The following is a 24,232-nucleotide window of genomic DNA, read 5'->3' as shown; positions in this document are numbered from 1 at the left end:
CGTCTGACAAGTAGCGCACCCACACCAGATCAGAGGGGCGGGGCGGGGCGTCATAACAAAAATCTCGCGGCATATGCAGAACACACGTCGCGAGATTTTATTCAGCGGTAGCGGTGGGATTTGAACCCACGGTGGCTATTAACCACACAGCATTTCGAGTGCTGCACCTTCGGCCGCTCGGACACGCTACCTTTGGACTTTCATCCGGCCCTCATACTACATGGTGCGGCGCGTTGAGAAAAACCCGCGGAGTTGAATTTCGCATTCCGTGCGCAAAATCTCGGGAATTACCTCCACCTGATGGTTGAGACGCGAGTCGCGAACCACATCTCGAATTGACCCTGCGGCCCCTGCTTTTGGATCCCACGCTCCCATCACTAAGCGTTTTACGCGCGCGTTCACTATTGCTCCGGCACACATTGTGCACGGCTCAAGAGTGACAACAAGGGTGAGGTCATCTAACCTCCACGTGCCGCGTAGTTTCGCGGCATCACGTAGCGCACTGATTTCGGCGTGACCAGCAGGATCGGATTCCGCTTCTCGGGTGTTCCACCCCTCCCCCAGGATCGTTCCCCATTCGTCGATCACAACGGCCCCAACGGGCACGTCGCCCGCGGCTCGCGCGCGATCAGCCAGGTAGAGGGCGCGGCTCATAGCGTTTTCGTAGATGGATTTCATTTCCGAGGGCGCGGGCGGATTCCTGCGCTCCCCACGTGCATTCGGAGCCTCGGCTCGCGCCTCTTGCTTGACCAGCCGAGCCTTGGCCGCGGCTTGTTTTTCGGCTTGCTCAAGGTGTGCTTTGAGGTTTTGGGTACCGTGTATCTCTACTCGACTCGGAAATGAATGATCAGCCATAATGCTTGATTTTAGCGAATTATTTTCAAACCATGCCGCAAAGATTAACTTCCTCGTACCTGGTCAAGGTACGGTATAAGCATGCGTTTACATGTTGCTGAACACCCCCTCATTGCTCACAAATTGACTGTTTTGCGTGACGAGAGGACGCCGTCTGCGACGTTCCGTCTTCTTGCTGACGAACTCGTTACGCTTCTTGCCTATGAAGGCACTCGCGACGTCCTGGTTGAGGACGTCGAAATTACGACTCCGGTTACTAAGACTGTTGGTAAGCAGATCACTGGTCCGCGTCCGCTGGTTGTGCCGATTTTGCGTGCCGGTTTGGGCATGCTGGAGGGCATGACGCGGATGCTTCCAACCGCTGAGGTTGGCTTCCTCGGCATGAGGCGTGACCACGAGACGCTTGAGGTTGAGACTTACGCGAATCGTTTGCCCGATGACCTGTCGGGACGCCAGTGCTTCATTTTGGATCCGATGTTGGCTACCGGCCACACCATGGTTGCGGCAATCAACTACTTGCTTGACCACGGTGCACGCGATGTGACGTGCCTGTGTCTGCTGGCCGCTCCAGAAGGCTTGAAGACGGTTGAGGAGGCTGTTGGCGACCGCGCTAATGTACAGATCGTAACCGCATCTGTGGATGAGTGCTTGAACGAGAACGCTTACATTGTTCCCGGTTTGGGTGATGCGGGCGATCGCCTGTACGGAGTTTTGGACTAATCGTTTCTTGTTGTGATAGAAGTTGAGCCCGGATCAAACGATCCGGGCTCAACTTCTACCTATTCAGTCAGTTTCTCTCGCGTTATTAGAACGCGGGGATAACGGAGCCGTCGGTCCAAGTATCCTTGATGAACTGTGCAACTTCTGGCGAGTGCAGGAGCTTGTCAAGAGTCTTGATGGCCTCGTTATTGTCATCTTCGGAGCGCCATACGAGGACGTTGACGGCCGGGGAACCTTCGGGATTCTCTACGAGGAGAGCGTCCTTTGCGGAGGACAGACCACCCTCCTCGGCGTAGTTACCATTGATAACCGCGATGTCTACGTCCGGGAGGGAGCGCACTAGCTGCGGGCCTTCAACCTCGACGAACTCAACGTTCTTTAGCTTCTCGACGTTGAAGATCGTTGCGTCTTCACCTTCGGGAACCTTCACGATGCCAGCGACTGCGAGCAGATCGAGGGCACGGCCCTGGTTCGCAGTGTCGTTGATAATGCCGATCTTTGCGCCATCCTTGAGGTCGTCTAGCTTCTCAATCTTGTCGGAGTAGATCGCGAGGGGCTCCAAGTGGATGCCTTCGCCGTGCGAGAAGTCAACTCCCAGTTCCTTCTTCTGACCCTCGAGGTAAGGCACGGTCTGGTAGAAGTTAGCATCGATATCACCGGACTTTAGCGCCTGGTTAGGGATGACATAGTCGGTGTATTCAACAATGTTGAGATCAATGCCAGCGTCAGCAGCGAGCTCATCCTTAACGAACTTCAGGATGCGCGCGTGAGGCGCGGGGGAAGCTCCAACCGTGAGGGTGGTGACACCCTGTTCGGAAGCTGCCTGGCTTTCAGTGCTGGTTTCTCCTCCGGAAGAGGAGCATCCTGCGAGGGTTAGAGCTAGGGCAGCTGCTGCTGCGGCAAATACACGGGTCTTACGCATTGTAATCAAGTCTTTCTGTGTTCAAGTTTGAAATTTGTTGGAGTGCTGGCAAACGTGTTGCCCGGGAAGTCCAGGATTGCTATCCCGGCTGGTGGAGAGCTCAGCGGTGATCCACCAGCCGGCTCAGCATGTCTCCAACAACTTGGACTATTTGAACGATGATTACGATTCCCACCACGGAAACTAACATGACGTCTCCTTGGAATCGGTTGTATCCGTAGTTCATTGCGAGTTGGCCGAGGCCGCCGCCACCGAGCACGCCCGCGATTGCGGAATAGCCGATGAGGGTGACTGTAAGAACTGTTACGGAGTCAATGAGGGCAGGTAGGGCTTCGCGTACCTGTACGCCAAACATGATTTCCCACCTGCTGGCACCCATCATGTGGGCGGCTTCGATCTTGCCTGCGCTTACGCCGCGAACGTTCGTTTCTACGAGGCGGGCAAAGAAGGGGATTGCGCCAACGCTGAGCGGTACCACCGCGGCCTTCCAGCCGAGGGTGGTGCCTACAACGAAGCGAGTAAATGGAAGAACTGCAATTAGCAGGATGATGAATGGGATTGACCTGCCAACGTTAACGATGAATCCGAGTATTTGGTTTGCTACCCGGTTTGGGGTGAGGCCACCGCGGGCTGTAGATACCAGGAAGAGGCCGAGCGGGGTTCCAATCACTACGGTGATCACGGTTGCCCATGCGGTCATGCCTAGTGTTTGCCATACGGACGGCCAGAACGCCTCTTTAATGGCGGGGTTATCTAGCCACTGACCGTCAGCAGCGAGAGCGACTAGCGCTGTTGCTACGCTCATGATCGCACCTCCACTGCTACATCGTTCTGTTCCAAAGTTTCCATGATTTGCTTTAAGTGCATGGTGGGCACGGTTAAAGCAAGGCGTCCTACTTGGACGTTGGACAGGGTTTCAAATGTTCCTGCCGCTACGTCGCCACCCATTCGTGATGCCATGGCAAGGACAGTGGCTCCGGTTGGGACGCCGGGGGTTGACGTGAACATGACGTCAAGAATCGTCGAGTTGGCGTCCTTATCGGTTTCGTCAATAGACGGCATGGGGACGAGTTCACGCGCAAGTTTCGATTTTGGGTTTGCAACGATCTCGTGGACGGGACCAGACTCGAGGATCTGCCCGTGTTCAAGCATGGTTGCGGAATCACAAATTTCACGCACAACACCCATTTCGTGCGTGATGATAACGATGGTTACACCAACTTCGTCCCTGATTTGTTGTAGCAACGCCAGAATTTGGCGAGTGGTTTCAGAGTCTAGGGCGGAGGTGGGCTCGTCACACAACAGCACGGCTGGTTTGGTGGCGAGGGCGCGTGCAATTCCTACGCGCTGTTGCTGTCCACCCGAAAGTTGGGAGGGGTAGGAGCCGGCGCGATTCTCAAGACCGACAACTTTGAGTAGTTCTGTTGCTCGCTCAAGACGCTCTTTTTTGGACACCCCCGCAATTTTGAGCGGGTATGCAATGTTTTCAAGGGCGGTGCGCGAGTCCATTAGGTTAGCGGATTGGAAGACCATACCAATCTTGCGGCGTGCTTTACGAAGGGCTGAGTGGCCAAGGCCGGATAGATCTGTGCCATCCAGGTATACGGAGCCATCGGTGGGCTGTTCAAGTCCGGTAAGGCAACGGATAAGAGTTGATTTGCCCGCTCCGGACTGGCCAACGATGCCGTGAATTTCTCCCGCATTTACAGTCAGGTTTGCGTCGTTAAGGGCGCGCACTTCATTTCCGCCGCGCAGGACATAAGTTTTGGAGAGGTTTTCGAGCTTGATCATTGGCTGGCTCATGTCCCCTCCTTCATGTCCGACGTTCTTGAGGATGTCTACGATTCTAGAACGAGTTGCCGCAAATCCCTTCTTCGTGTCCACCTTTTGGCGCGAGGTTTACCTCACATCCCGCTGATTGCAAGGCCAAGGAGGGCGCTAGCGACGCTGGCGAGTAGACCAAATGTTGCGGTGATCATGCCGGATGCGATGCTCGTTTTTCGCGCCTCGGGCAGGGTAAGGATGTTGAGCACGTCAACCATTGCGGTAGAGAAAGTGGTCCAGCCTCCCATCAGTCCGGTGCCGATGATCAGCCAGGTTTCGGCGCTGAGGTGTCCAACGAGAAGACCGGCGAGGAAGGACCCGATGATGTTGATGGTGATGATGGGCCATGCCAGGGCAGTGCGACGAATCAGGCCGGCGTCGGGTTTGACGGGAATGAGGCCACGTCGTTTGAGCAGGTTTTGGAGGGCGAGGTCGGTGCGGTAGCGCGCGTAGGCGCCAAGGCCGCCGGCAAGGGATAGGTAGAGCCAGGTCATGCTTGCACTCCTTTGGCTGCGAGGTGTTTCGCAAGTCGAGTTCCAAGCCATGCGCCCGCAATGCCGGCAAGGATGGTGAGGGCGCCCGCGCCTAGCGCAAGGGCAAGGTTAGTGCCGCGCGCAATAGCGAGGGCGAAGGCGGAGTATGTGGTGAAGGCTCCAAGAAAGCCGGTGCCGGCAAAAATTTTTATGCGGTCCCACAGGGGGTGCATGCCACGTCGAACGCTCCACGTGGTGATTAGGCCGCCCATGAGGAATGCGCCAAGCACATTTACAAAAACGGTGGACACGTTGATGCCTGCGAAGGTGCTTGCAATGAGGGTGTCGATGAGGGCACGCGAGAGGGTTCCCAGCGCTGCGCCAAGGAACACGAGGAGGCCTGGTTTTATCTCGTACATAATCTCTCTACTTGCTGTGAGTGGTGCCGCCAGCCAGTCTACTCTTAGTGGTAGACGGGATTTTGGGGAGGTTCACGGCCATGTCTTGTTGCGAGTTGCCCGGCGAGACGCGTTCTGGGCTGTGGTCAAATCCGAAGACAATTTGGGCAGCACTGGCATTTTTCACTTTCTTCTTGGCGGTGTTTTCAACCGGGTCGCTGACGGCTGACGCGGTGGCGAAGCCGGGTTATTTGATGTTTGCGTCGGTGGTGGCGATGGCGCTGTTCGCGGCTCCCGTGGCGCATCGAGAGTGGGCATTTGGCCGTGATTCCAATGCGGTGCTGGTGGTGTTGGGTTGGCTGGTGGCAACGGTTGTGTTCGTGCGCGCGTTTGCTGAAGTTTCACGTTTGGATGTGGTGACGGTTGGTTTGCCGCGCCCTCTTTTAGCGTTGCTGGGGGTGGCTTCAACGGTGATGGCGTTTCGAGCATCTAATGCGCGCTGGCCTAGTGCTCCGCGCGGTGACCAAGCGTGGCGGACGCAGCTTTCGGCCCTGTTGTCTCGGTATTATTCATGGCCGGATGTGGCTGTGAGGCAAGCAGTGGAGGCTACAACCGCGAGCGCAAATGAGGCTGGATTGCCGTTGCAGGAAGCATTTGGTGACCCGTGGCAGGTGGCGGCTGAGTTTGTGTTGAAGAGCCCGGATAATGCGCGCCCGAATGCGCGGATTCTGCTGGTGGCTGGCCTGGGGTTTGCAGCGTTGTCGGTGGCCTCGTTTGTGGTGGGCGGAGTGTCGTTGTATGCGGTTCTGGTTGGCATTTTGGGTGCGGGCATGATTTCGCTGTCATGGTTTTTGCGGCGGTAGGCTTGTTTTTACGCATTGAGCGTGTGGAGGGGAGGCCGCGTGGCTGCTGGTAGGTTTGCGCCGAGTCCGTCGGGTGATATGCACATTGGGAATCTGCGCACGGCTTTGTTGGCTTGGGCGTGGGCGCGGCAGTCGGGCCGCGATTTTGTGCTTCGCGTGGAGGATATTGACCGGGTGAAACCGGGCGCGGCGCAGCGCCAGATTGAGGATTTAGCGACGCTGGGCATTGATTGGGATGGCGACGTGCTGTTCCAGAGCACTCGCAGGCCGGCGCATGAGGCTGCGATTGCGCAGCTACGCGAAGCGGGCTTGTTGTTTGAGTGTTACTGCTCGCGTAGGGATATTAAGGAGGCGGCGAGCGCTCCGCATGTGCGGCTGGGGTCGTATCCGGGAACTTGTCGCGATTTGTCGCCGGCAGAACGTGAGCAGCGCAGGGCGGAGCTGGCGAGTGTGGGCCGGCGGCCTGCTTTGCGGTTGAATCCGACGGTTGATGTGTGGTCGGTTGAGGATGACTTGTTTGGCACGGTGACGGAGCCGATTGATTGCGTGGTGTTGCAGCGCGGTGATGGCACCTTGGCGTACAACCTGGTGGTGGTTGTGGATGATGCGTTTCAGGGTGTGGATCAGGTGGTGCGGGCTGATGATTTGCTGTCGTCGGCGCCCGCGCAGGCTTATATTGCACACGCTTTGGGGCTCGAGCAGCCCCGTTATGCGCACGTGCCTCTTGTGATTAATGAGGCGGGTGACCGGCTGGCTAAGCGTGATGGTGCGGTTACGTTGCGCGAGTTCTTGGATTTGGGTTGGACTGTTGCGGACGTGGTGGGCAAGATCGCGGGGTCGCTGGGGTTTGAGGCGAGGTCGGCGGAGCAGTTCCTGGACGTGTTTGATCAGCGCAAGATGGTGCGCACTCCTTGGGTGTTCTCTCCTGCGGCTGGCCCGGCTAATAGTTGAGGGGGCGGGCGCCGGCCCGCGTTAACCAGTGGGGAGGCGCGTGATTGAGGGGTTGGTGACCTCCTCGTGAATGGTTGTTATGTCTTACGGGCGCGGCGTAGGTCTAGGTAGCCGACTAGCAGGGCGAAGAGTTGCGCGGTGATGATCGCGATGAAGGCGATGAGGACGGCATTGTGGAAGCCGTACATTGGAGCCGTGGCGAAGTAGATGGCTGTCATGATGGCGTTGCCGATGGCGGTGGCGATACGTTCTACGGTTTGTTTGACGCCGCCGGCGGTGCCGCCGTGTTGGATGGGGACGTCTTGGAGGGCGAGGGTTTGGTTGACGGCTCCGAATGCGCCTTGACCGAAGCCGAAGAGGGATAGGGGCGCGGCCATCCACCACAGGTTGATGTCGTGACTGGCGATGAGGGCGACGGAAACGGCGGTGAGTAGTGACCCTACGATCATGAGGATGAGGGAGATTTGCACGACTTTGCGGCCGGCTTTGAGGGCGCGGTTTGATGCCCAGCGGGCGGCTACTGCGGAGAAGAACGAGCTGGGTAGCGCGATGGTGCCTGCAACCATGGCGGAGGCGCCGAGCCCTATTTGGAGGTACATCGCGATGATGGTGTAGGTGGTGGTGGAGCCAAGGAAGTAGGCGCCGGCAACGATAGTGCCCATGGAGAATGATGGGATTTTTAGTAGGTCAAGGTTGACGAGGGGGTAGTTGCCTCGTTTGGTGTAGTGGGCTTCCCATTGCCACCAGGCGTATAGGAGGGCGACGGCAAGCGCGAATATGAGGGCGAGCTGCCAGCGGAGTGGCCGCACGGTGAATGGGTACATGATGCCGAGCACGGCGGTGACGAGCAGGATGATGCCGATGGGGTCGAGGTCGATTTTTTGCCGCTGCCTGGCGGGGAGGATTTGCCCGTTTTTCTTGGCTTGGCGGCGTTCGCGCCGGGCAGCGGCACGTCTGCGTTCGTTGGCGAAGGGAAGCCAGTAGAGGGCGAGGATGAATCCGATGATGCCGAAGGGGACGTTGATGAAGAAGGTGTAGCGCCAGCCGTTTTCCTCGCCGATTAGGGTGATGAGGGCGCCGGCGAGGACGGGGCCGATTGACACGGCGACGGCTACGGTCATGCCGAAGAGTCCGAAGGCTTTGGCGCGGGCTTGGCCTTTGAAGGTTTGTTGGATGATGCCCATGACTTGGGGCGAGAAGAGGCCGCCGCCGATGCCTTGGATGATGCGTGCGATGTTGAGGAAGGTGGGGTCTGGTGCGAGTCCGGAGAGGATGGAGCCGACTACGAAGGTGATGAGGCCGATTTGGAAGAGGGTGCCGCGTCCGATGAGGTCGCCGAGTCGCCCGGCTGGTACTAGCACGATGCCGATGGCGAGGGCGTAGCCGGAGAGCACCCATTGGAGGTCGGAGTCGGTGGCGTTCAGGCCTACGCCGATGGTGGCGAGGGCTACGTTGACTGATGACACTGCGATTAGTGACATGGCTAGGGGGATGAGGAGGACTGCGAGGATCTTGCGTGGTTTGAAGACGCGGTCTACGCCGGGTACGCGGATTTCTCCGTCAAATGAGTCACCCGGGGTGAAACTGTCAGCCACCGATTTCCTCCTGCCTTCCTAAATCCGTGAACATTGTTAAATATAAGCATCCGCCCGAGTAGATGCATAAGACAGCCGTTGTACAAACACTCGTTGTAAAGGCTCTGATTGTGTGCTCGATCGCGGGCTCACAAGCGATCACGGGCGCGCGGAACGGGGCCTCGCGTTTGGGGTAGTTGTTGGTGCCTGGCGTGGAACTTTTTGAGTATGTGCCGCGTGAAGCTAGCAACGCGGCGCTGGCCGAGTCAGGTTGAGTGTCATGATCCTGACCCGGTCGGGAGGCGTGCGTCAACGCGCCTCCCACCCTTTCGGGTCTTTCATGGGTAGCGGCGCGCCCCTAGGCCCCTAGCTATTGTTGCTCAGGTGCCGAGCCTTCCTCAGGGCTGGGGACCGCACTGATTTTGGCGGCTTCCTTGGCTCGCTTGGCGTCTTCGGCCTCGTATTTCTTAATGTCCTCACGTATCTCTTTGGGTATCTTGCCTTTTCCGGTTACTGTGCCGCCGGTATCTAGCGCCCACCTTTCGTGGAGCGTCAGGGGGCGAAGCTCTTCGGGATCAGGACGGCTCATTTTGGGCTCTCCTTAGTAGGTTGTTTTAGTACGCCCCGCCTGTGGCGAGATCATTTTTATCTAAGCAGAGGGTACGGACATTATTTTTGAAACCCGCTAGTCGCTTGGCTGGCGGTAAGGTAAACCCCGCAGGCGCGGGGAGAAGTGGTACGTGTTTGAACCAGAAATTGAAAAAATGGGGTCATCCCCGCAAACGCAGGGAACACACATAGCATTCTAGTCTTTGCTGGCCGCGTGTGAGATAACCCTGTATGTGCGGGGGCGTTTCGGACGGCCAGGTAGGCAAGAAAATACCCGTGAACCAATTCTTGAGCGAGGCCAAAAGAAGTAGGCCTGAGTTATGCGCGCCTTGACAATAAAGCACTAACGCACGACATTCTAGAAGCGGTATCCGCACTGGAACCAGGGAGGAAAAGCATGTCACGTCGCGACGCTGCACAAAAATGGCTTGATAAGGAAATCGACAACGGGATCTACCCACCTGAAAGCGTGCTCCTTGAACAAACGTATACTGACGGCGAGTATGAGCTCTTCGACTTGGATACCGGCTCAGATGTTCCCGTTATGGGAGGTCTAACGTGTATTCTGGTTGATTCTCAAGGGGAAGTGCACCCTGTGTCGTCTTCCCCTCACGAACCGCTTTTCCATGTAGTTATGGCGATGCTCCCGGACGAATAATCGTTGCCATTTTTCTGAAATTTCCTGACCATTGAACTACTCCCCATGAGTTGGACTGATTTATCCAGTTTTCTTCCGGGGGACAGTTCCCCGCATGCGCGGGGAGGATGGTGCGCTTAGCTTTCTTAGCTTGCTTTGCTCGTGGGTCATCCCCGCAGGCGCGGGGAGGATGATCCGGTTTTGCCGCGATTGTCGTAGCAGTACGGGTCATCCCCGCATGCGCGGGGAACATATGGCCGCAACAAAAGGGAACGGGTTGCCCTCGGGGTCATCCCCGCAGGCGCGGGGAGGATCAACATTCTCTATCGCATGCGCCGCCAGAATCAGGGTCATCCCCGCAGGCGCGGGGAGGATGGAGTCGATAGGCTAACGCGCCAAACCGGCCCGGGGTCATCCCCGCAGGCGCGGGGAGGATACAGGGTTCCGTCTCATTTTTTTGATCACCCAGGGGTCATCCCCGCAGGCGCGGGGAGGATTTGGCGTGGCTAGTGTCTCATCCTGCATTATTGGGGTCATCCCCGCAGGCGCGGGGAGGATTTCGGATAGGTTTCATAGGGTTATTACTCCGTTGGGGTCATCCCCGCAGGCGCGGGGAACATGAAATAATCATCCTCGGTGCCTATCAAGTCCGGGGGTCATCCCCGCATGCGCGGGGAACATCTCATGCCGCTAAGTTCGCCCACCGTGGCTTTAGGGTCATCCCCGCATGCGCGGGGAACATCCTAGCCGGTCGAGCATGGTGAGCATCGCCCCGGGGTCATCCCCGCATGCGCGGGGAACATCCTAGCCGGTCGAGCATGGTGAGCATCGCCCCGGGGTCATCCCCGCATGCGCGGGGAACATGGAATAACAGGCGCGGGGGCTTCGTGCTTGATGGGGTCATCCCCGCATGCGCGGGGAACATTGCTTGCGCGGGCTGCTCGCCACTTTTGGCAAGGGGTCATCCCCGCATGCGCGGGGAACATGAAGATCGGCTCATAATGATCACCGTCGCCATGGGGTCATCCCCGCATGCGCGGGGAACATGGCCGGGCTGTGTGGCTAGTAACGTGACCTTCGGGGTCATCCCCGCATGCGCGGGGAACATCTTCGACGCACCGGCCGCCGCGACGTCACCGGAGGGTCATCCCCGCATGCGCGGGGAACATTTGTAAACCTCGTGCGTAAGCTCTAGCGCCGGGGGGTCATCCCCGCATGCGCGGGGAACATCACTTTACCAACGCCGCCGCGCCTAGCCTCCCAGGGTCATCCCCGCATGCGCGGGGAACATAACAATCCCGCGTTTAACGCTGCTAAAGGCGTGGGGTCATCCCCGCATGCGCGGGGAACATTTAGGACGGCTACGGCGTGCGTGTCGTCGCCGGGGGTCATCCCCGCATGCGCGGGGAACATTGATCGTGTTAGGCAACACTTCAACCAGCAAGGGGGTCATCCCCGCATGCGCGGGGAACATTATGAAACCGAGAAACCTTGGGCGTTCGCTTCGGGGTCATCCCCGCATGCGCGGGGAACATCTTCCACCTGCTCGAGCCATGTCCAGATGACCAGGGTCATCCCCGCATGCGCGGGGAACATCCTTCAAAGACGCGCCCGCCCGCCCCAAATTCGGGGTCATCCCCGCATGCGCGGGGAACATGGCCAGTTGGCGAAAATCCTCACCCAGAACGGGGGGTCATCCCCGCATGCGCGGGGAACATGTCGTGGCGCGGCAATCAATGTGAAAATGCCCGGGGTCATCCCCGCATGCGCGGGGAACATTGACTATCACCGTGACCATAGGCGGGCGCAGCGGGGTCATCCCCGCATGCGCGGGGAACATCTTCAAACCCGATCGTTATTGGGTGCGTGTTCGGGGTCATCCCCGCATGCGCGGGGAACATGATGAGCTTTACGAGCCCGGCGAATCCCACGAGGGGTCATCCCCGCATGCGCGGGGAACATGGAACAACAAGCGCGGCGGGTTTGTGCTTGACGGGGTCATCCCCGCATGCGCGGGGAACATCGCGAACCCGAAACCGCTTTGATGACGACTACGGGGTCATCCCCGCATGCGCGGGGAACATTCCCTAATAGCGTCCACAACATCACCGGGGATGGGGTCATCCCCGCATGCGCGGGGAACATGTGGCTGTAAACGCGTACCGCGTCTTATCAGCGGGGTCATCCCCGCATGCGCGGGGAACATCAGACTTACCGGGCTAACGTTGTGGGCGCGGCGGGGTCATCCCCGCATGCGCGGGGAACATGTTTTAGCTGGTTGGTGAGGTCTTCCACGGTGGGGGGTCATCCCCGCATGCGCGGGGAACATCCAGCTGATGCTCAATGGCTAGAAGCACGCCAGGGGTCATCCCCGCATGCGCGGGGAACATCGGTGGACGAGGAAACGGGCGCGTATGAGTGTGGGGTCATCCCCGCATGCGCGGGGAACATCTAGCACCTAGCGCTTCCATGCGGTAGATGCCGGGGTCATCCCCGCATGCGCGGGGAACATAGCTTGAGGATCAGTCGGTTGTGGATTGCTTTGGGGTCATCCCCGCATGCGCGGGGAACATCAGCAGTAGCGCATAGTTGATTGTGTTCGTAGCGGGTCATCCCCGCATGCGCGGGGAACATGCCTGCGGGGCTGGAGCCTGTTGCATGGCTTGGGGTCATCCCCGCATGCGCGGGGAACATGATTAGCGCGGGTGGGCAGATGACGATTATGCGGGGTCATCCCCGCATGCGCGGGGAACATGCGCAGCATGTCGTTGAATTCGCCGGCCACTAGGGGTCATCCCCGCATGCGCGGGGAACATTATTTAGTCACGTTCATTGTTGGCGCGGTCACGGGGTCATCCCCGCATGCGCGGGGAACATTGGACGACGCGCCAAGCGAGTTGTCCACAGCTGGGGTCATCCCCGCATGCGCGGGGAACATTCAAAACGCCAATATCATTAACTTTCAGCTTGTGGGTCATCCCCGCATGCGCGGGGAACATGATGCTCATATTGGCATGGTTCAAAACCCCGTGGGGTCATCCCCGCATGCGCGGGGAACATGCGAAATATTTCGGGTGGGTGACGTGGTGGAGGGGGTCATCCCCGCATGCGCGGGGAACATCTTCCTATCTGGCTTCACTGTCTGGGTTTGGGGGGGTCATCCCCGCATGCGCGGGGAACATACCAACACGGAGCTAGAAGCCGCCGATAGGGCGGGGTCATCCCCGCATGCGCGGGGAACATCGCGTCTTTCTCGAGATAATGCTCATCGAGCAGGGGTCATCCCCGCATGCGCGGGGAACATTATCCAGCAGCCGGCATGTAGTACTTTTCGCTGGGGTCATCCCCGCATGCGCGGGGAACATCGCCGCTAAGAATGCCGGTAAAGACTTGTATGAGGGTCATCCCCGCATGCGCGGGGAACATCCTCCTTTCAGGTCCTTGTTGAGGAAGTCTTCGGGGTCATCCCCGCATGCGCGGGGAACATCTGTCTTTCTTGGTGGACTGGATACCGCTGATGGGGTCATCCCCGCATGCGCGGGGAACATCACCCAGGCCGTAGAGGATGCCCTCTACAAATGGGGTCATCCCCGCATGCGCGGGGAACATCGGTGAGGACGGTGACGCCGTCGAGGTCTCGCAGGGTCATCCCCGCATGCGCGGGGAACATTCGGTTTAATACCCGCTTGCTTCTGCTCTGGCGGGGTCATCCCCGCATGCGCGGGGAACATTCAGGCAATACCGTGTAAGCGGCGAGCGACGAGGGGTCATCCCCGCATGCGCGGGGAACATGGCCCAGCAGGCGCAACAGTTGGAAAATATTGCGGGGTCATCCCCGCATGCGCGGGGAACATGTCGGGGAACTCATCGGGAAATAGCTGGCACAGGGGTCATCCCCGCATGCGCGGGGAACATCCCCCGCAATCACTGCCTGACGGGGTGGAGCCGGGGTCATCCCCGCATGCGCGGGGAACATCATGGTTACTCGCTTTCTTTACGTGGGTAGCAGGGGTCATCCCCGCATGCGCGGGGAACATACTTAGGAATCGTTGATTTCCTAAGGAATTAATTAAATCATAACCGTGTTTCTGACCAACTTTATTTACGTTGCCGACGCTCGATCGAGTTTTTATAGTAACGTCTGCGCCCCGCAATCGACCATCCCGAAGCCTCGCGCACCTTCGCACGATCCGTCACTTCGCCCATAACTTCCTTGCTCGACAGGTCAGGCCTACGAATGAGAGTCATGCCATCAAAGTCAGTAGCTTCCCAAGCATCACCAATCGTCTTAATCCCTAAACGCTGCTCATTCCTTTGAGGAAAGATCAAGGTGGCCCTGCCGCTACCAATATTCTCGCAAGTAAACTCCCAAATCTGATCTCGAACTCGTGAAGACACTGTTCCTACAAAAACTCCTGGCGACACTTCAAGCAACCACCTCGTCAACTCGCCACGCAAACCCGTTGACACCGCGGTTGTCACCAGAACCATCATGACAAGCCCTAGAAATCAGCGTAGTTCGTACCAGCAGCCACAGAACTTTGCTTCAAGTCCCACAACGAAACTACGTTCGCTTCCAACTGCTCAGCCGTCACAGTCTCGCCCTCTAAAAGAATCTTCACATCACGAACAGCGCGTTCAATGATCTTCTTCTCAAATATGCTGTCCCGCATCTTCTTCCTCGCCATTACAACGCAATCATCCGGATAGTCACGAGCAACATCAAACGCAATAGGAATCGAAGTCTCCGCCTTATATAAATCCGCGATGTCGTAAACGAAAGACCTGTCATGCCCCACATGCACAAAACCAAGACCAGCAGAGCAGCCCAATGACACTATAACCGCGTGTATCACGCCATAAAGAGAGTAATTTGCAACCGAAAGTGCCTGATTAACAGGATCACTATCACTAAACCGATTAGGATCGTAAGCCCTTCGAGTCCAAGGCACGCCCGTCCGCACCGAGTTCTGCTTATAAACTTCCCGCATGCGTGCGCCCTCACGCCCCCGCAGTGAACGCATACTTAACGCAGAGACATCCTCTCCTGCAAAACGCATGCTGTACATTGATCGCGCAACCTCAAGACGAAGCCTCTCGTTTGAAACTTTTCTCGCCTGCTCTTGTAATAGAGCCGTAGACTGCGCCAACGATCTACCGTGCGCGTAATAGCGCACAGAGTTCTCCCCCACCCAAACGCATGTGACACCGCACTCCGCTACCAACGAAACCGCCTGATGACTAACACTAGTGCCAGGCCCCAACAGCAAGGTTGTAATGCTTGCTGCCGGCAAGCGAACCGTGCCTTTCTCGTCTCGTATAGTTAAAGAGTTTTGATCGCGGTGGATAACACACCTCTCCACATACAAAAATGAAAGACGATCAGTTACACGCGGTAATGCGACACGTTCGAGCGGGGGACGTGAACTCATTACATTTCCTACCTAACAGGACTCAAAGTCATCAACCCACATCCATATGCTTTAGCCCGCCCAATTCCTTCAACAAGCGTCATACGTAATAGATCCGGATCGACCACTTCTAGAACACCCTCATACGTGACAACGCGCAGCGACACCCTCCGGCGACTATCCGCTGCCTTCAAGAAGGAGACCTGCTGACTTCTGGTTACGTCAACAGCCGGAGCTTCTGACCCATCAGGAAGAGCTTGTGGCACAACTTTGAAGCCATGCTGAGACGCCCTCTCCAACAACCAACGTATTTGATGTTCAGGAGTCTTGTGTCCAACCCGTTTGCCTCTCCCACCCCTCACAAACTCCTGTTTCACAGGATTCGCAGTCAGACGGAAATGAAACTGCTGCCCCTTAGCCAGATTCTCAACAAGCGGTGAATAATCTCTACTCACTGCCGTAGGAGTCTCGGGCCAGCCCGCCTGTTCTTGAATGACCGCCAGGTCCGGTTTCATTTCAGAAACCACATAGAGGTAGGTAGCCCGGTCATCGTAATCTACCCGCCACAGTACGCGGCCGTTAGCATCAGCCATCGACCGAGGGAAACAACTAAGCACAGCAGCGTGCATGCGTTGCGGGCTACCAAGCAGTTCCCGCGCGCCACGCTTGTTGGGGTTCAACTCACATCTACTGAGATACACAGCTATCCCTCCAATGCACTGATCGGGTCATGAACCGGCTTGGTTGCTTCAAGCATTACCACCGAGGTTCGCGCAACTCTTCGCCAAGCATACTTTCGATACGTGCGGTCAAAACTAACCGGAACGTCCCGCACGGTTTCAACAAAGCAAGCTGGATCAGCATCATTCTCAGCATCTGCATCAAATACCAGATCCGCACTATACCCAACGCGAAGTTGCCTCTTCTTAAACCAGTCACTCGCCTGCCATGGCAGGTTAGGCGGCTCCAGCGCATCCTTCACCCCCAGGTCAGACATACCAATAACCAGGGGAGTTGTTGGAGGGCAAGAACGCCTACCCAAAAACAAGGGAAACACCGGCGCGTTTAACGCATCCTTTATGGTTTCTAAAAACTCACGGTCCCCTTCGAGGGCAACCGTAAACACCGCATCAGCAAGATAAAGTCGCCGCGTCAAAGGCATCTTCCTCCCACTGTCATTTTCAGCCGTTTGAAAATCCTCCAACAATGTGCCTGGCTGATCGGTTCGCACAGCCATTTTCAAGCGCGCTAGATCATCTACAGACGCATCGCGAGGCCGGCCCAGAGCGGCAGCCAAAAGCCCTACAATTCCGGACTTAGTTGGCTCCCGCCTCGTACCACGGACCGTAAACCTCGAGGAATCACCCCACGATTGAAGAGGTCCCGCAATTCGAATCAGAAGCGTGGTCACTCGCCATCACCTGTCGGAATTGCGGTAGCCGCCACTTGCGTCGCAAGCGAATCTAGCGAGAACTTGTTATCTGTAAGCCTTGTAAGCGAGCCAGCGGCCCTGTCCGCAACCATTACAAACTGGTCCTTCGGATCGCCGTACGCTTCATACATGGTTTGTGCATAGTCAATCAGCGAATCGACAGACTTTTTCACATACCCGTCACCACGATCGGAACGAATTGCGGACTCAAACGCTCCTACCAAAGACATCGGCCCCTCACGCAAAGTCACATAAACACCTGCCGGCAGCGTGTTGTTAGCAAACGTGTTCACCTTGCCTGAAGGCATGGAACTCACAAATGCTTTAAGGAAAGCTTCCACGGCGTTGCGTGCATCATCTGAACTTTCCAAATTCGAAACCAGCTGACGAACATTTATCGTTGCGTAACGGTACAAACAGGAAGATACGAACTCTACGGTTCCGATCATTCCGGCGCCCGCATCAGTCTTATCAGTCATCGCTTTGTAGTCATCAACAGCTGTGAAGTAGTCAAACTCAGTCTCAACCGCATGAGTGGAAATGGCGTGAGCCACTTGACATGCAGCATCAATATTCAAAGCTGGCGTATCAGCCACCATACGTCCAAATAGGGCCATGTCGAAAGCATTATCAGACTGCAAAGCTTTCATAGCTTCAGTCTTCTTCGGCTTGCCCTCGCTCTCTAACGCAAGATTAGCAAGGGCCCGAACCTGAGCTTTAGAGAGGAAGAACAGCGTCTTTAGCTCTTTAGCTTTCTCCTCACCATCACCGTCAGTCTTAGTTACGGCTTCCGTACCAATACCAAGCTGTTTGAACACGCCTTCGGCTAGCGCGGTTGCCCGCTCAGCTGCCTCTGGGTCCAGCTGAACAATTTCTTTTGCCACCAGTTCAAGAGCACGCTTAGTGCGAGTGCCCAAATACTCATCCGAAACGAAAGCTCCAAATGTCTCCCGGGTAGCTCTCTTCCAAGATTGCGAAGAAACTCGGTGGCGCCTAACACCGCCGTACAGCGCGGTCTTTGGGCTTCCTGTCTCATCACGGTTTACATTGGAAGAAGGCAGCGGTTGAATAACGTGAATGTCAATAAACATGAGAGTCCTCACTTGTCAGTTAGTTCTTTATCAAGATTGTTAGATACGTAGTCTCGTGACCAGGCGCGCCGGACCCGTTCCCGACCAAACGCGGCATCATAGTCGAATAGGTCTTGCACCAGCTTGTAATAGTCGAGCTTGATATTCGCCCCGCGCATCATTGATATGAGAGCTGCAATATGGCGAACTAACTCATCAAACGAGACTGCTGTAGCTGCTGCGTTCATACGCCTTCGCACACCTTCAGACTCGCTTCCCTCTATGAAAGCCAGCTGCCTCGCTGCCCCAGCAAAGCTGACACCTTCCTTGTGCATGAGATCCGACTTGCTTTGCTGGTGGCGTGCAAACAGGCACATCGCGGCATGAACTACCCGCTCTTCATGAGTTAACCGTTCGCCTCTAATAGGAGGCATCAACCCATCAGGCACATGCGTCAAATCCCAAACCTGTGGGTCTGCCGCATATGGAGCAAAAATAGACCTCCGCAAGGTGGCAAGTTGACCTTTCGAAGTGGAATCACCAGCTTCTGCTTTCGCATACAAAGAGCGAATTCTGGCTACCACCAGTTTTGCGAGTTGGTTTCTTTTCTCGGTGTAACTCAACAACTGAGCTTCACTGCTCATCAGTTTCATCCCCCTCGTAGTTTCTCAAAGTTTTACTAACAGCTATCCTCAGGAAGATTTGTGCCTTCCCTAAACTCATGGATTCGTTCCCCAAGTAGACGGCTTCGTTGACCGATCTTGACAGCTCTTCTTCACGCTGTCGCACAACATTTCTAAGCTGATCCGCCCATCTTTGACGGGCTTCTTTCTCATTTGAACCAACTGAAACAAGCCAGCGCCTGAATAGTTCATCCAGAATGAAGAAAGTAATTTGTTTTTCTTTATCGCGCGCCATAGTCGCCTGATCAGATGAACTACTTATTGACGTTGCCTTCAACAAGTTGGAAGCAAAATAAGAAATATGAGTAACCACATCCTGAGTAGACGAAAGCGTGTCTATAATCAGCCGACGCATCGAAGTACTAGATAGTAATGAAGCTGGTAAAAGAACTCGATCGTCAAAAAGCTCGGCATAGGACGATGACTGCGGCCCGTACTCATAACCCACTCCCCGCAGCGGAACGATCTCTTTTTCGCTCACAAAATGTTGCCATACTAGGTGCGCATTCCATTTGACGATTGCGGAGGGCAAGTAGCGAGGAACTTCCGTCTTATTACGACCTACATATTTAGGGCTGGTTCCAACCAGTACGGATTCTAAACCTCGCCACATTGCAACGGACGGATCGTACATTCGCGGCATATACACATCAGTCTTAAATTTTGTTGACTGCGGTTTCGAATACCGCCAGGTACTCATCGTCTCGAAATCCTGCTTGTGTTGGGGAAGAATTTTGTCTCCTTGCGCAAGCAAAACTGAATGAACACGATCATCTTCTCTAAAGAGCCGAACGCGACGTGACTGCCATGTCAAAAGCTCGACAATGCCGTTAAGCGGCGCTTGTTCAGCACCCGCAGGGCCTCGCTGTTGCGAAGTGTCTGGCGTTCTCTCCCAGGGCGCTAGATCACCTGCGGGATTCGGGTATTCGAGCTGAAGATCCGCGAAATAATCTACCGGAACCAGGTTACGAAGAATCGTTTGATGCAGGTTTTCGGCCTCAACCCATATCAGTCCCAGTTGGCCTGCCCAACCTGTGCCTATGGGGTAGCCTTTCCCGCCTTTTACTCGCGGGTCGCCCAAAGCTCCCGATTTGATCCCAGACGTGTCGTAACCCTGACAGTGGACGAGCCATCTCGCAGCTTCAGCGAGACTTACCGATTCAGCCCCTTCCCCGCTGCGCATAACCATGAAAGGCTCACCATCTGGAATCTCCGCAATGATCTTCGCTATCGAATCCGTCTTACCTGACTTAGTTTCAAGATCCGCAACCTGCATGAAAGGCGAATCCGCATCAAAAAGCCAAAAACGATCTCTTGTCCGGTCAAGGTATTCTTCGACCGTGGAATACATCAGCGCCGGATCTTCCCACGCGTCTTCCCAACTTTCAAAGTCAAAAACCTCAACAACATCTTCGTCGTCAAACTCACGATAAGCGCAATACACGATTGCTAACAGCAGCCGCAAAATCGCGCCATCCATCGTTCCTAACTCCGATGAGATAGACCGAATATTCTCGGCATCCCGAAACACTTCTCTCAATGAAAGCTCACGAACACTTCCATCAAGAAAGGTCACGGGAAGCCATTCTTCCTCTACAAGATTGAAGTATCTATCAGTCATCCTTGACCTCCTCAAGACCTCTTTCTCGTGTGTACCTCAATTTTCTTCCAGCCAACACGGCCTGCCCGTCTCGAAGCGGCAAAACTAGTTGGCCTGCAACCAGCCTGTTTTTCTGCCACTCACCAACATGATAACTAAGTTGATCTAATATTTTATCAATATAGCGAACATCTGCGGCGAACGCGGGCAAACGCACCATTGATTCGCTCAAAAGTCTCGCTTCTTCGTCAGATATAGGTCCGTTCATTGGCAGGAATCTAACATCGCGGTCACTTCCCGGATCAAAAATCTTCCACACCGGGTTGTCCGCAGTTCCCTCATCTTCAACGAGTAGAACTTCTATTGTGTCTTCTCCATCACGAACGCGAGCCCTGGCGGACGCATCATCATCTGTAGTCGACGCATCGAGCCAATTGGTTAGCCCATCCCTGCCTTCACCGGGGCTACGCAAGCGGAATGTTTTTGCGCTTTCTTGGCGAGAACGCGCCGTATCAGCAGCTTGTTGTTCTAACACGGACTCAGCCGTTTCCCACCTGGGGTTACTTGCACCCGCGCAATCAAACACCTGATATGTCAGTTCCGGTATTTCGTCTGGAATCACCAACTGACGCGGTTGCTTCATACGTAGCAGCTCGGCGGTTCGAAGCAGAAGCAACGGTTCGTAGACGTTCCACTTGATAGATTTCATCTCTTGCGGAGCGTCGTTACCTAAATCGGGAACACCAATTAAGAAGCACTTGGGTGTACGAAGCCGTTCGGGCCGCTCGCGTTCGTGACGGTGGACTCTACCAATGCGCTGAAAAACTAAATCGATAGGCGCTAAATCAGTGATTATTGCGTCGAAATCTAAATCCAGGCTTTGCTCAACCACTTGAGTTGCTACCACGATTTGCCTACGCGGCCTGCACACATCCGCGCCGGGTTTACCAAATCTCTTAAGCAACCAAGCATCGTTTCCTGAACGATGCTTAGACGTGAATCGAGCGTGCACAAGCCGCACGTCCTCCCCGAAGATCTCTTGTAGCTCGCCGTACACCTTCTGCGCATCCTTGACAGTATTGCGAACTACCAGCAGGCATCCACCATCGTCAAGTAGACGGCTTGCAAGGCCAGGAATGTCTCGCTCTTCAACGAACTCGTAATTGACACACTTTGCGGGCAAAGCCTGCGGCATTTCGATACTCGTTGCCCTTTTCTGCTTCGTGTAGGTGAGCACTGGATAGAGCAAATCTGGCTGGCCTGCTTCAGGCTCACTAACCTTTCTGGCTCGGACCGCTTTCTTCTGCCCCGCTTCATCTCGCACTAATGCCCCACGCGCATAGGCATCTGTAATCTCTTTTCGAATACTAGGAGTCAACGTTGCAGACAGCGCTACTACCGGCACACCATAAGCGCCCAACCATTCCAAAGCCATATAAAGGTATTCGCGCATGTACACGTCCGCAGCATGAATCTCGTCAATAACCACAACTTTGCGGCTAATCCCCATGTGCCTAAGCGCCAAATACCTGGCTCGCAAAGCGACCATTAACAGTTGATCAATTGTTGCAACAACGATCTCAGACAGAAGACTCTTCTTGCCTGACATCCACGGCGAACGAACCGTCTTGCCAGAAATATTCGCCTCACTATTAGATACATCTGGAATGGAAGGAATGTATCCTTCTGAGTCAAACCCGAAGTCCCATGCACTGTACGAATTCGCAAATTCCATGTTCTGATACAGCTCATTCATCTGAGCTTTTCCATGCATCAGCGCCATAGTCGCTTCACTTGCGTTACCGGCAAGATCAGTACCCGATTCAACCCAATTTTTAACGCGAGCGAACATGCTGTCCGTAGTGCTTTGGGTAGGCAACACCATCAGAATTCCGGAAGCACCACTCCTCTGAGCGAGGATTTCCGCTGCGAGCAGCCCGGCCTCGGTTTTCCCTGCCCCCATGACATCTTCAATCAAGAGAATCCCCGGAGCATCCATCTCTCTCGCAACGTTCAACACTTCTGACTGAAGTGGACGCGCTACCGCAGACGGCCCTAATCCAAACCTACGCCTCACCACTTCATCAGCGTCGCCCTGCAAGCTCGCCGCTTCCCAAGTTGGAGAAATATGAACCAGGTTCCAACCTCGTTCCACGCGCTGACGGAAAAGTTCTTCATTTTCTAAATATTTTTGCGGCTCCTGCGACCCTATGGGGAAGATCGGAAAATAGCGATCATTTGATGCAATCCAATCCGAAATAATAGTGAGCCCTTCAAGAACCACTAATGCCGCTTGCGTCCAGCGCGTATCCTTAACTTCATCCTCAAAATCCCCCAACCCGGAACGCTCAAACAACCAGTCCAGAAGCTCGGCTCTAGACTCAACCCAACCTTCAGCGCCCAACTTGTCTTGTGAACGTCGAGCTTCAGTTAGTTCAATAACCGAAGCAGGCACCCCATGGTGACCGCCAACGACCGACCCTAATGCAACCGCCGCACGCCGCTTCCAGGAGCGTCCCATCAAGTAGGCAGACACAAACTCGGCACCAACCAATCCGTGCTTCAAAGCCGAACGAGTCATCGGGGCTATGAAGGGATTATCGAATCCTAAATCAATCACGTTCACGTGTAGCGCAGGCACTTTCCCCGAAAACGGAGGACTTGCCTTGCCAATATCGTGAGCGCCCACAAGGAATCGCGCGAGTGCTTTGACCGCTTCTTTCGAAAGCCTTCTAGGGGATTGATTCATCAGCGTCTCGAACTGCATGGGTGCGATCCACTCTTCTAAACATTTGTCAGCCACCCCCATCGCGTCCATGGCATGCAAGTACAGGGGAAGCCACGCCGTTGGTTGTCCACCCTCGTAGTTGGAACTCTTCGCCCACAGTTTCCGCGTCGCTGCGTTAAGCATTTGCCCCTCACAAAGTGTCATCTTTTTGGTTGTTTTTATCTAAGCAGAGGGTACGGACATTATTTTTGAAACCCGCTAATCGCTCGGCTGGCGATAAGGTAAACCCCGCTAGCGCGAGGAGCATGCAACCCGCCTGCCCCGCTTTTGAACCACATGATGAACTGCGGATGCGAGGGGCGTGGTAAACGCGGAACACTATAGGCAACGAAAGGAGAGGTCATGTCACAATCACGCAAGATCCGAGTTGCCATTAACGGGTACGGAAACCTGGGGCGAGCAGTTGAGCTGGCCGTGCATGAAAGCCCCGACATGGAGCTCGTCACCATTTTCACCCGCCGCGACCCGGCAAGCTTGGGAACTAAGTTCGTCCCGGCAGCGCCCATTGAGGACGCCCCCAAGTACGTTGGGCAGGTGGATGTTTGCGTGAACTGTGGGGGTTCGGCCACTGACCTCGTAAATCAAGGAACGCAGTTTGCGGCCCTGTTCAACACGGTTGATTCTTACGATAACCACTCCAACATTCCCGCCTATTTTGATTCGATTGACGAGGCTGCCAAAGCCGCGGACCACGTCAGCGTGATCAGTTCCGGTTGGGATCCCGGCCTGTTCTCTCTGACCCGCCTCATGGCACAGGCTGTGCTCCCCAATGGTTCCACCACAACATTTTGGGGGCCGGGAGTGTCTCAGGGGCATTCGCAGGCGGTTCGCCGCATCGAGGGCGTGGCTGACGCCGTCCAGTACACGCTTCCCGTAGAAGCTGCCAAAGAGAGCATTCGCGCCGGCCAAAACGCTGAGCTTTCCACGCGGGATAAGCACACGCGCCTGGTCTACGTGGTTGCGCAAGAGGGCGCTGACAAGGCCGCGATTCGCGAAGCTATCGTCACTATGCCTGCCTATTTTGCGGACTATGACACCACGGTTGAGTTCATTAGCGCCGAACAAATGGCCAGTGACCATTCGGGGATGCCGCACGGCGGCGAAGTGATTCGAGCCGGCGAGACGTCCCCGGGAACACACCAGGCGATCTCATACCGCCTCACCCTCGAATCTAATCCGGAGTTCACGGGCGCCATGGTTGCCGCAACCGCACGGGCAACCGCGCGCCTATTCGAGGCTGGCAAGCGCGGGGCCGCAACCGTTTTCGACATTCCTCCGGCCTACTACTCGCCAAAAACGCCCGCACAGCTTCGCAAGGAGCTGCTCTAAACCGCAGGGCGAAATAGCCAAGCAAAACACCGGCCCCTACGCATGCAGGGGCCGGTCTTTGTATCTACTCACCTACTGTGGTTACTATCCGCG

General features: G+C 55.8%; 21 protein-coding genes, 1 tRNA gene and 1 CRISPR repeat array. Of the genes, 5 read left to right on the top strand and 17 right to left on the bottom strand.

Features of this window, described 5'->3' with window-relative positions; all coding sequences use genetic code 11:
• Nucleotides 1-105 precede the first annotated feature (105 nt).
• Nucleotides 106-191, bottom strand: a tRNA-Ser gene (locus HMPREF2854_RS03875).
• A gap of 25 nt (nt 192-216) precedes the next feature.
• Nucleotides 217-855, bottom strand: coding sequence for a tRNA adenosine(34) deaminase TadA (gene tadA, locus HMPREF2854_RS03870; RefSeq protein ID WP_261666648.1), 639 nt, complete (start codon nt 853-855; stop codon nt 217-219).
• An 81-nt stretch (nt 856-936) separates the two neighbouring features.
• Here tadA and upp point away from each other — a divergent pair, with 81 nt between their 5' ends.
• Nucleotides 937-1,575 carry a uracil phosphoribosyltransferase gene (upp, locus tag HMPREF2854_RS03865; protein WP_034508711.1) on the top strand — a complete coding sequence of 213 codons (639 nt, stop codon included), beginning with the start codon at nt 937-939 and terminating at the stop codon, nt 1,573-1,575.
• Nucleotides 1,576-1,660: 85 nt separating this feature from the next.
• Here upp and HMPREF2854_RS03860 read toward each other — a convergent pair whose 3' ends face one another.
• The 5 genes from HMPREF2854_RS03860 to HMPREF2854_RS03840 all read right to left on the bottom strand — a co-directional run bounded on the left by HMPREF2854_RS03860 (nt 1,661) and on the right by HMPREF2854_RS03840 (nt 5,213).
• Entirely contained in the window at nt 1,661-2,497 is an 837-nt protein-coding gene (locus tag HMPREF2854_RS03860; RefSeq protein ID WP_070619184.1) for a MetQ/NlpA family ABC transporter substrate-binding protein, read from the bottom strand.
• 100 nt (nt 2,498-2,597) lie between these two features.
• Nucleotides 2,598-3,302, bottom strand: coding sequence for a methionine ABC transporter permease (locus HMPREF2854_RS03855; protein ID WP_070619181.1), 705 nt, complete (start codon nt 3,300-3,302; stop codon nt 2,598-2,600).
• Nucleotides 3,299-4,288, bottom strand: coding sequence for a methionine ABC transporter ATP-binding protein (locus HMPREF2854_RS03850; protein ID WP_070619609.1), 990 nt, complete (start codon nt 4,286-4,288; stop codon nt 3,299-3,301). The genes HMPREF2854_RS03855 and HMPREF2854_RS03850 overlap by 4 nt, the downstream gene beginning before the upstream one ends.
• A gap of 113 nt (nt 4,289-4,401) precedes the next feature.
• Nucleotides 4,402-4,815, bottom strand: coding sequence for a fluoride efflux transporter FluC (locus tag HMPREF2854_RS03845; RefSeq protein WP_070619178.1), 414 nt, complete (start codon nt 4,813-4,815; stop codon nt 4,402-4,404).
• The gene (locus tag HMPREF2854_RS03840) at nt 4,812-5,213 is read right to left on the bottom strand and encodes a fluoride efflux transporter FluC (RefSeq protein WP_070619175.1); all 402 of its coding nucleotides are present in this window, start codon (nt 5,211-5,213) and stop codon (nt 4,812-4,814) included. Before HMPREF2854_RS03840 ends, HMPREF2854_RS03845 begins: the two co-directional genes overlap by 4 nt.
• 80 nt (nt 5,214-5,293) lie before the next feature.
• Between HMPREF2854_RS03840 and HMPREF2854_RS03835 the strand changes: the two genes are divergently transcribed.
• On the top strand, nt 5,294-6,055 hold the full coding sequence (locus HMPREF2854_RS03835) for a hypothetical protein (protein ID WP_070619165.1): 762 nt from the start codon (nt 5,294-5,296) through the stop codon (nt 6,053-6,055).
• A 39-nt stretch (nt 6,056-6,094) separates the two neighbouring features.
• A complete protein-coding gene (gene gluQRS / locus HMPREF2854_RS03830; RefSeq protein ID WP_070619162.1) occupies nt 6,095-7,006 on the top strand; it encodes a tRNA glutamyl-Q(34) synthetase GluQRS in 912 nt (303 codons plus the stop codon).
• A gap of 77 nt (nt 7,007-7,083) precedes the next feature.
• Here gluQRS and HMPREF2854_RS03825 read toward each other — a convergent pair whose 3' ends face one another.
• On the bottom strand, nt 7,084-8,601 hold the full coding sequence (locus HMPREF2854_RS03825) for an MFS transporter (protein WP_083309365.1): 1,518 nt from the start codon (nt 8,599-8,601) through the stop codon (nt 7,084-7,086).
• A gap of 349 nt (nt 8,602-8,950) precedes the next feature.
• Nucleotides 8,951-9,169 (bottom strand): hypothetical protein, encoded by a 219-nt coding sequence (locus tag HMPREF2854_RS03820; RefSeq protein WP_070619159.1) that lies wholly within the window; start codon nt 9,167-9,169, stop codon nt 8,951-8,953.
• Nucleotides 9,170-9,586: 417 nt separating this feature from the next.
• On the opposite strand from HMPREF2854_RS03820, the gene HMPREF2854_RS03815 reads away from it, so the two are divergent.
• Nucleotides 9,587-9,847, top strand: coding sequence for a hypothetical protein (locus tag HMPREF2854_RS03815; protein ID WP_070619156.1), 261 nt, complete (start codon nt 9,587-9,589; stop codon nt 9,845-9,847).
• Nucleotides 9,848-9,927: 80 nt separating this feature from the next.
• A CRISPR array of direct repeats spans nt 9,928-13,863; the repeat unit is 29 nt; unit sequence GGGGTCATCCCCGCATGCGCGGGGAACAT.
• A gap of 61 nt (nt 13,864-13,924) precedes the next feature.
• Here HMPREF2854_RS03815 and cas2e read toward each other — a convergent pair.
• From cas2e to HMPREF2854_RS03775, 8 genes are read right to left on the bottom strand one after another with little or no spacing between them, the layout of a single operon-like run.
• Complete coding sequence (gene cas2e / locus HMPREF2854_RS03810) at nt 13,925-14,308, bottom strand: type I-E CRISPR-associated endoribonuclease Cas2e (RefSeq protein WP_261666647.1); 384 nt, start codon at nt 14,306-14,308, stop codon at nt 13,925-13,927.
• A gap of 20 nt (nt 14,309-14,328) precedes the next feature.
• Complete coding sequence (gene cas1e, locus HMPREF2854_RS03805; RefSeq protein WP_070619150.1) at nt 14,329-15,258, bottom strand: type I-E CRISPR-associated endonuclease Cas1e; 930 nt, start codon at nt 15,256-15,258, stop codon at nt 14,329-14,331.
• Nucleotides 15,259-15,266: 8 nt separating this feature from the next.
• Nucleotides 15,267-15,938 carry a type I-E CRISPR-associated protein Cas6/Cse3/CasE gene (cas6e, locus tag HMPREF2854_RS03800; protein WP_070619147.1) on the bottom strand — a complete coding sequence of 224 codons (672 nt, stop codon included), beginning with the start codon at nt 15,936-15,938 and terminating at the stop codon, nt 15,267-15,269.
• Nucleotides 15,939-15,940: 2 nt separating this feature from the next.
• The gene (gene cas5e / locus HMPREF2854_RS03795; RefSeq protein ID WP_070619144.1) at nt 15,941-16,648 is read right to left on the bottom strand and encodes a type I-E CRISPR-associated protein Cas5/CasD; all 708 of its coding nucleotides are present in this window, start codon (nt 16,646-16,648) and stop codon (nt 15,941-15,943) included.
• The gene (gene cas7e / locus HMPREF2854_RS03790) at nt 16,645-17,760 is read right to left on the bottom strand and encodes a type I-E CRISPR-associated protein Cas7/Cse4/CasC (RefSeq protein WP_070619141.1); all 1,116 of its coding nucleotides are present in this window, start codon (nt 17,758-17,760) and stop codon (nt 16,645-16,647) included. Before cas7e ends, cas5e begins: the two co-directional genes overlap by 4 nt.
• An 8-nt stretch (nt 17,761-17,768) precedes the next feature.
• On the bottom strand, nt 17,769-18,392 hold the full coding sequence (gene casB, locus HMPREF2854_RS03785; protein WP_083309364.1) for a type I-E CRISPR-associated protein Cse2/CasB: 624 nt from the start codon (nt 18,390-18,392) through the stop codon (nt 17,769-17,771).
• On the bottom strand, nt 18,373-20,043 hold the full coding sequence (gene casA / locus HMPREF2854_RS03780; RefSeq protein ID WP_070619133.1) for a type I-E CRISPR-associated protein Cse1/CasA: 1,671 nt from the start codon (nt 20,041-20,043) through the stop codon (nt 18,373-18,375). Before casA ends, casB begins: the two co-directional genes overlap by 20 nt.
• On the bottom strand, nt 20,036-22,933 hold the full coding sequence (locus tag HMPREF2854_RS03775; RefSeq protein WP_070619130.1) for a CRISPR-associated helicase/endonuclease Cas3: 2,898 nt from the start codon (nt 22,931-22,933) through the stop codon (nt 20,036-20,038). The genes casA and HMPREF2854_RS03775 overlap by 8 nt, the downstream gene beginning before the upstream one ends.
• Before the next feature lie 219 nt (nt 22,934-23,152).
• On the opposite strand from HMPREF2854_RS03775, the gene HMPREF2854_RS03770 reads away from it, so the two are divergent.
• A complete protein-coding gene (locus HMPREF2854_RS03770; RefSeq protein WP_070619127.1) occupies nt 23,153-24,139 on the top strand; it encodes a diaminopimelate dehydrogenase in 987 nt (328 codons plus the stop codon).
• Nucleotides 24,140-24,232: the final 93 nt, after the last annotated feature.

The organism is Actinomyces sp. HMSC075B09, from assembly GCF_001812395.1.
Taxonomy (GTDB): Bacteria; Actinomycetota; Actinomycetes; order Actinomycetales; family Actinomycetaceae; genus Gleimia; species Gleimia europaea.
The sequence above is the reverse complement of the archived record's forward strand: the minus strand, read 5'-3'. Positions and strand labels throughout refer to the sequence as shown.

Bases quoted from the DNA above. Each gene is read 5' to 3' on its own strand.
- tadA (WP_261666648.1), bottom strand. From the start codon at position 855: ATGGCTGATCATTCATTTCCGAGTCGAGTAGAGATACACGGTACCCAA.
- upp (WP_034508711.1), top strand. From the start codon at position 937: ATGCGTTTACATGTTGCTGAACACCCCCTCATTGCTCACAAATTGACT.
- HMPREF2854_RS03860 (WP_070619184.1), bottom strand. From the start codon at position 2,497: ATGCGTAAGACCCGTGTATTTGCCGCAGCAGCAGCTGCCCTAGCTCTA.
- HMPREF2854_RS03855 (WP_070619181.1), bottom strand. From the start codon at position 3,302: ATGAGCGTAGCAACAGCGCTAGTCGCTCTCGCTGCTGACGGTCAGTGG.
- HMPREF2854_RS03850 (WP_070619609.1), bottom strand. From the start codon at position 4,288: ATGATCAAGCTCGAAAACCTCTCCAAAACTTATGTCCTGCGCGGCGGA.
- HMPREF2854_RS03845 (WP_070619178.1), bottom strand. From the start codon at position 4,815: ATGACCTGGCTCTACCTATCCCTTGCCGGCGGCCTTGGCGCCTACGCG.
- HMPREF2854_RS03840 (WP_070619175.1), bottom strand. From the start codon at position 5,213: ATGTACGAGATAAAACCAGGCCTCCTCGTGTTCCTTGGCGCAGCGCTG.
- HMPREF2854_RS03835 (WP_070619165.1), top strand. From the start codon at position 5,294: ATGTCTTGTTGCGAGTTGCCCGGCGAGACGCGTTCTGGGCTGTGGTCA.
- HMPREF2854_RS03820 (WP_070619159.1), bottom strand. From the start codon at position 9,169: ATGAGCCGTCCTGATCCCGAAGAGCTTCGCCCCCTGACGCTCCACGAA.
- HMPREF2854_RS03815 (WP_070619156.1), top strand. From the start codon at position 9,587: ATGTCACGTCGCGACGCTGCACAAAAATGGCTTGATAAGGAAATCGAC.
- cas1e (WP_070619150.1), bottom strand. From the start codon at position 15,258: ATGAGTTCACGTCCCCCGCTCGAACGTGTCGCATTACCGCGTGTAACT.
- cas7e (WP_070619141.1), bottom strand. From the start codon at position 17,760: ATGTTTATTGACATTCACGTTATTCAACCGCTGCCTTCTTCCAATGTA.
- casB (WP_083309364.1), bottom strand. From the start codon at position 18,392: ATGAAACTGATGAGCAGTGAAGCTCAGTTGTTGAGTTACACCGAGAAA.
- casA (WP_070619133.1), bottom strand. From the start codon at position 20,043: ATGACTGATAGATACTTCAATCTTGTAGAGGAAGAATGGCTTCCCGTG.
- HMPREF2854_RS03775 (WP_070619130.1), bottom strand. From the start codon at position 22,933: ATGCTTAACGCAGCGACGCGGAAACTGTGGGCGAAGAGTTCCAACTAC.
- HMPREF2854_RS03770 (WP_070619127.1), top strand. From the start codon at position 23,153: ATGTCACAATCACGCAAGATCCGAGTTGCCATTAACGGGTACGGAAAC.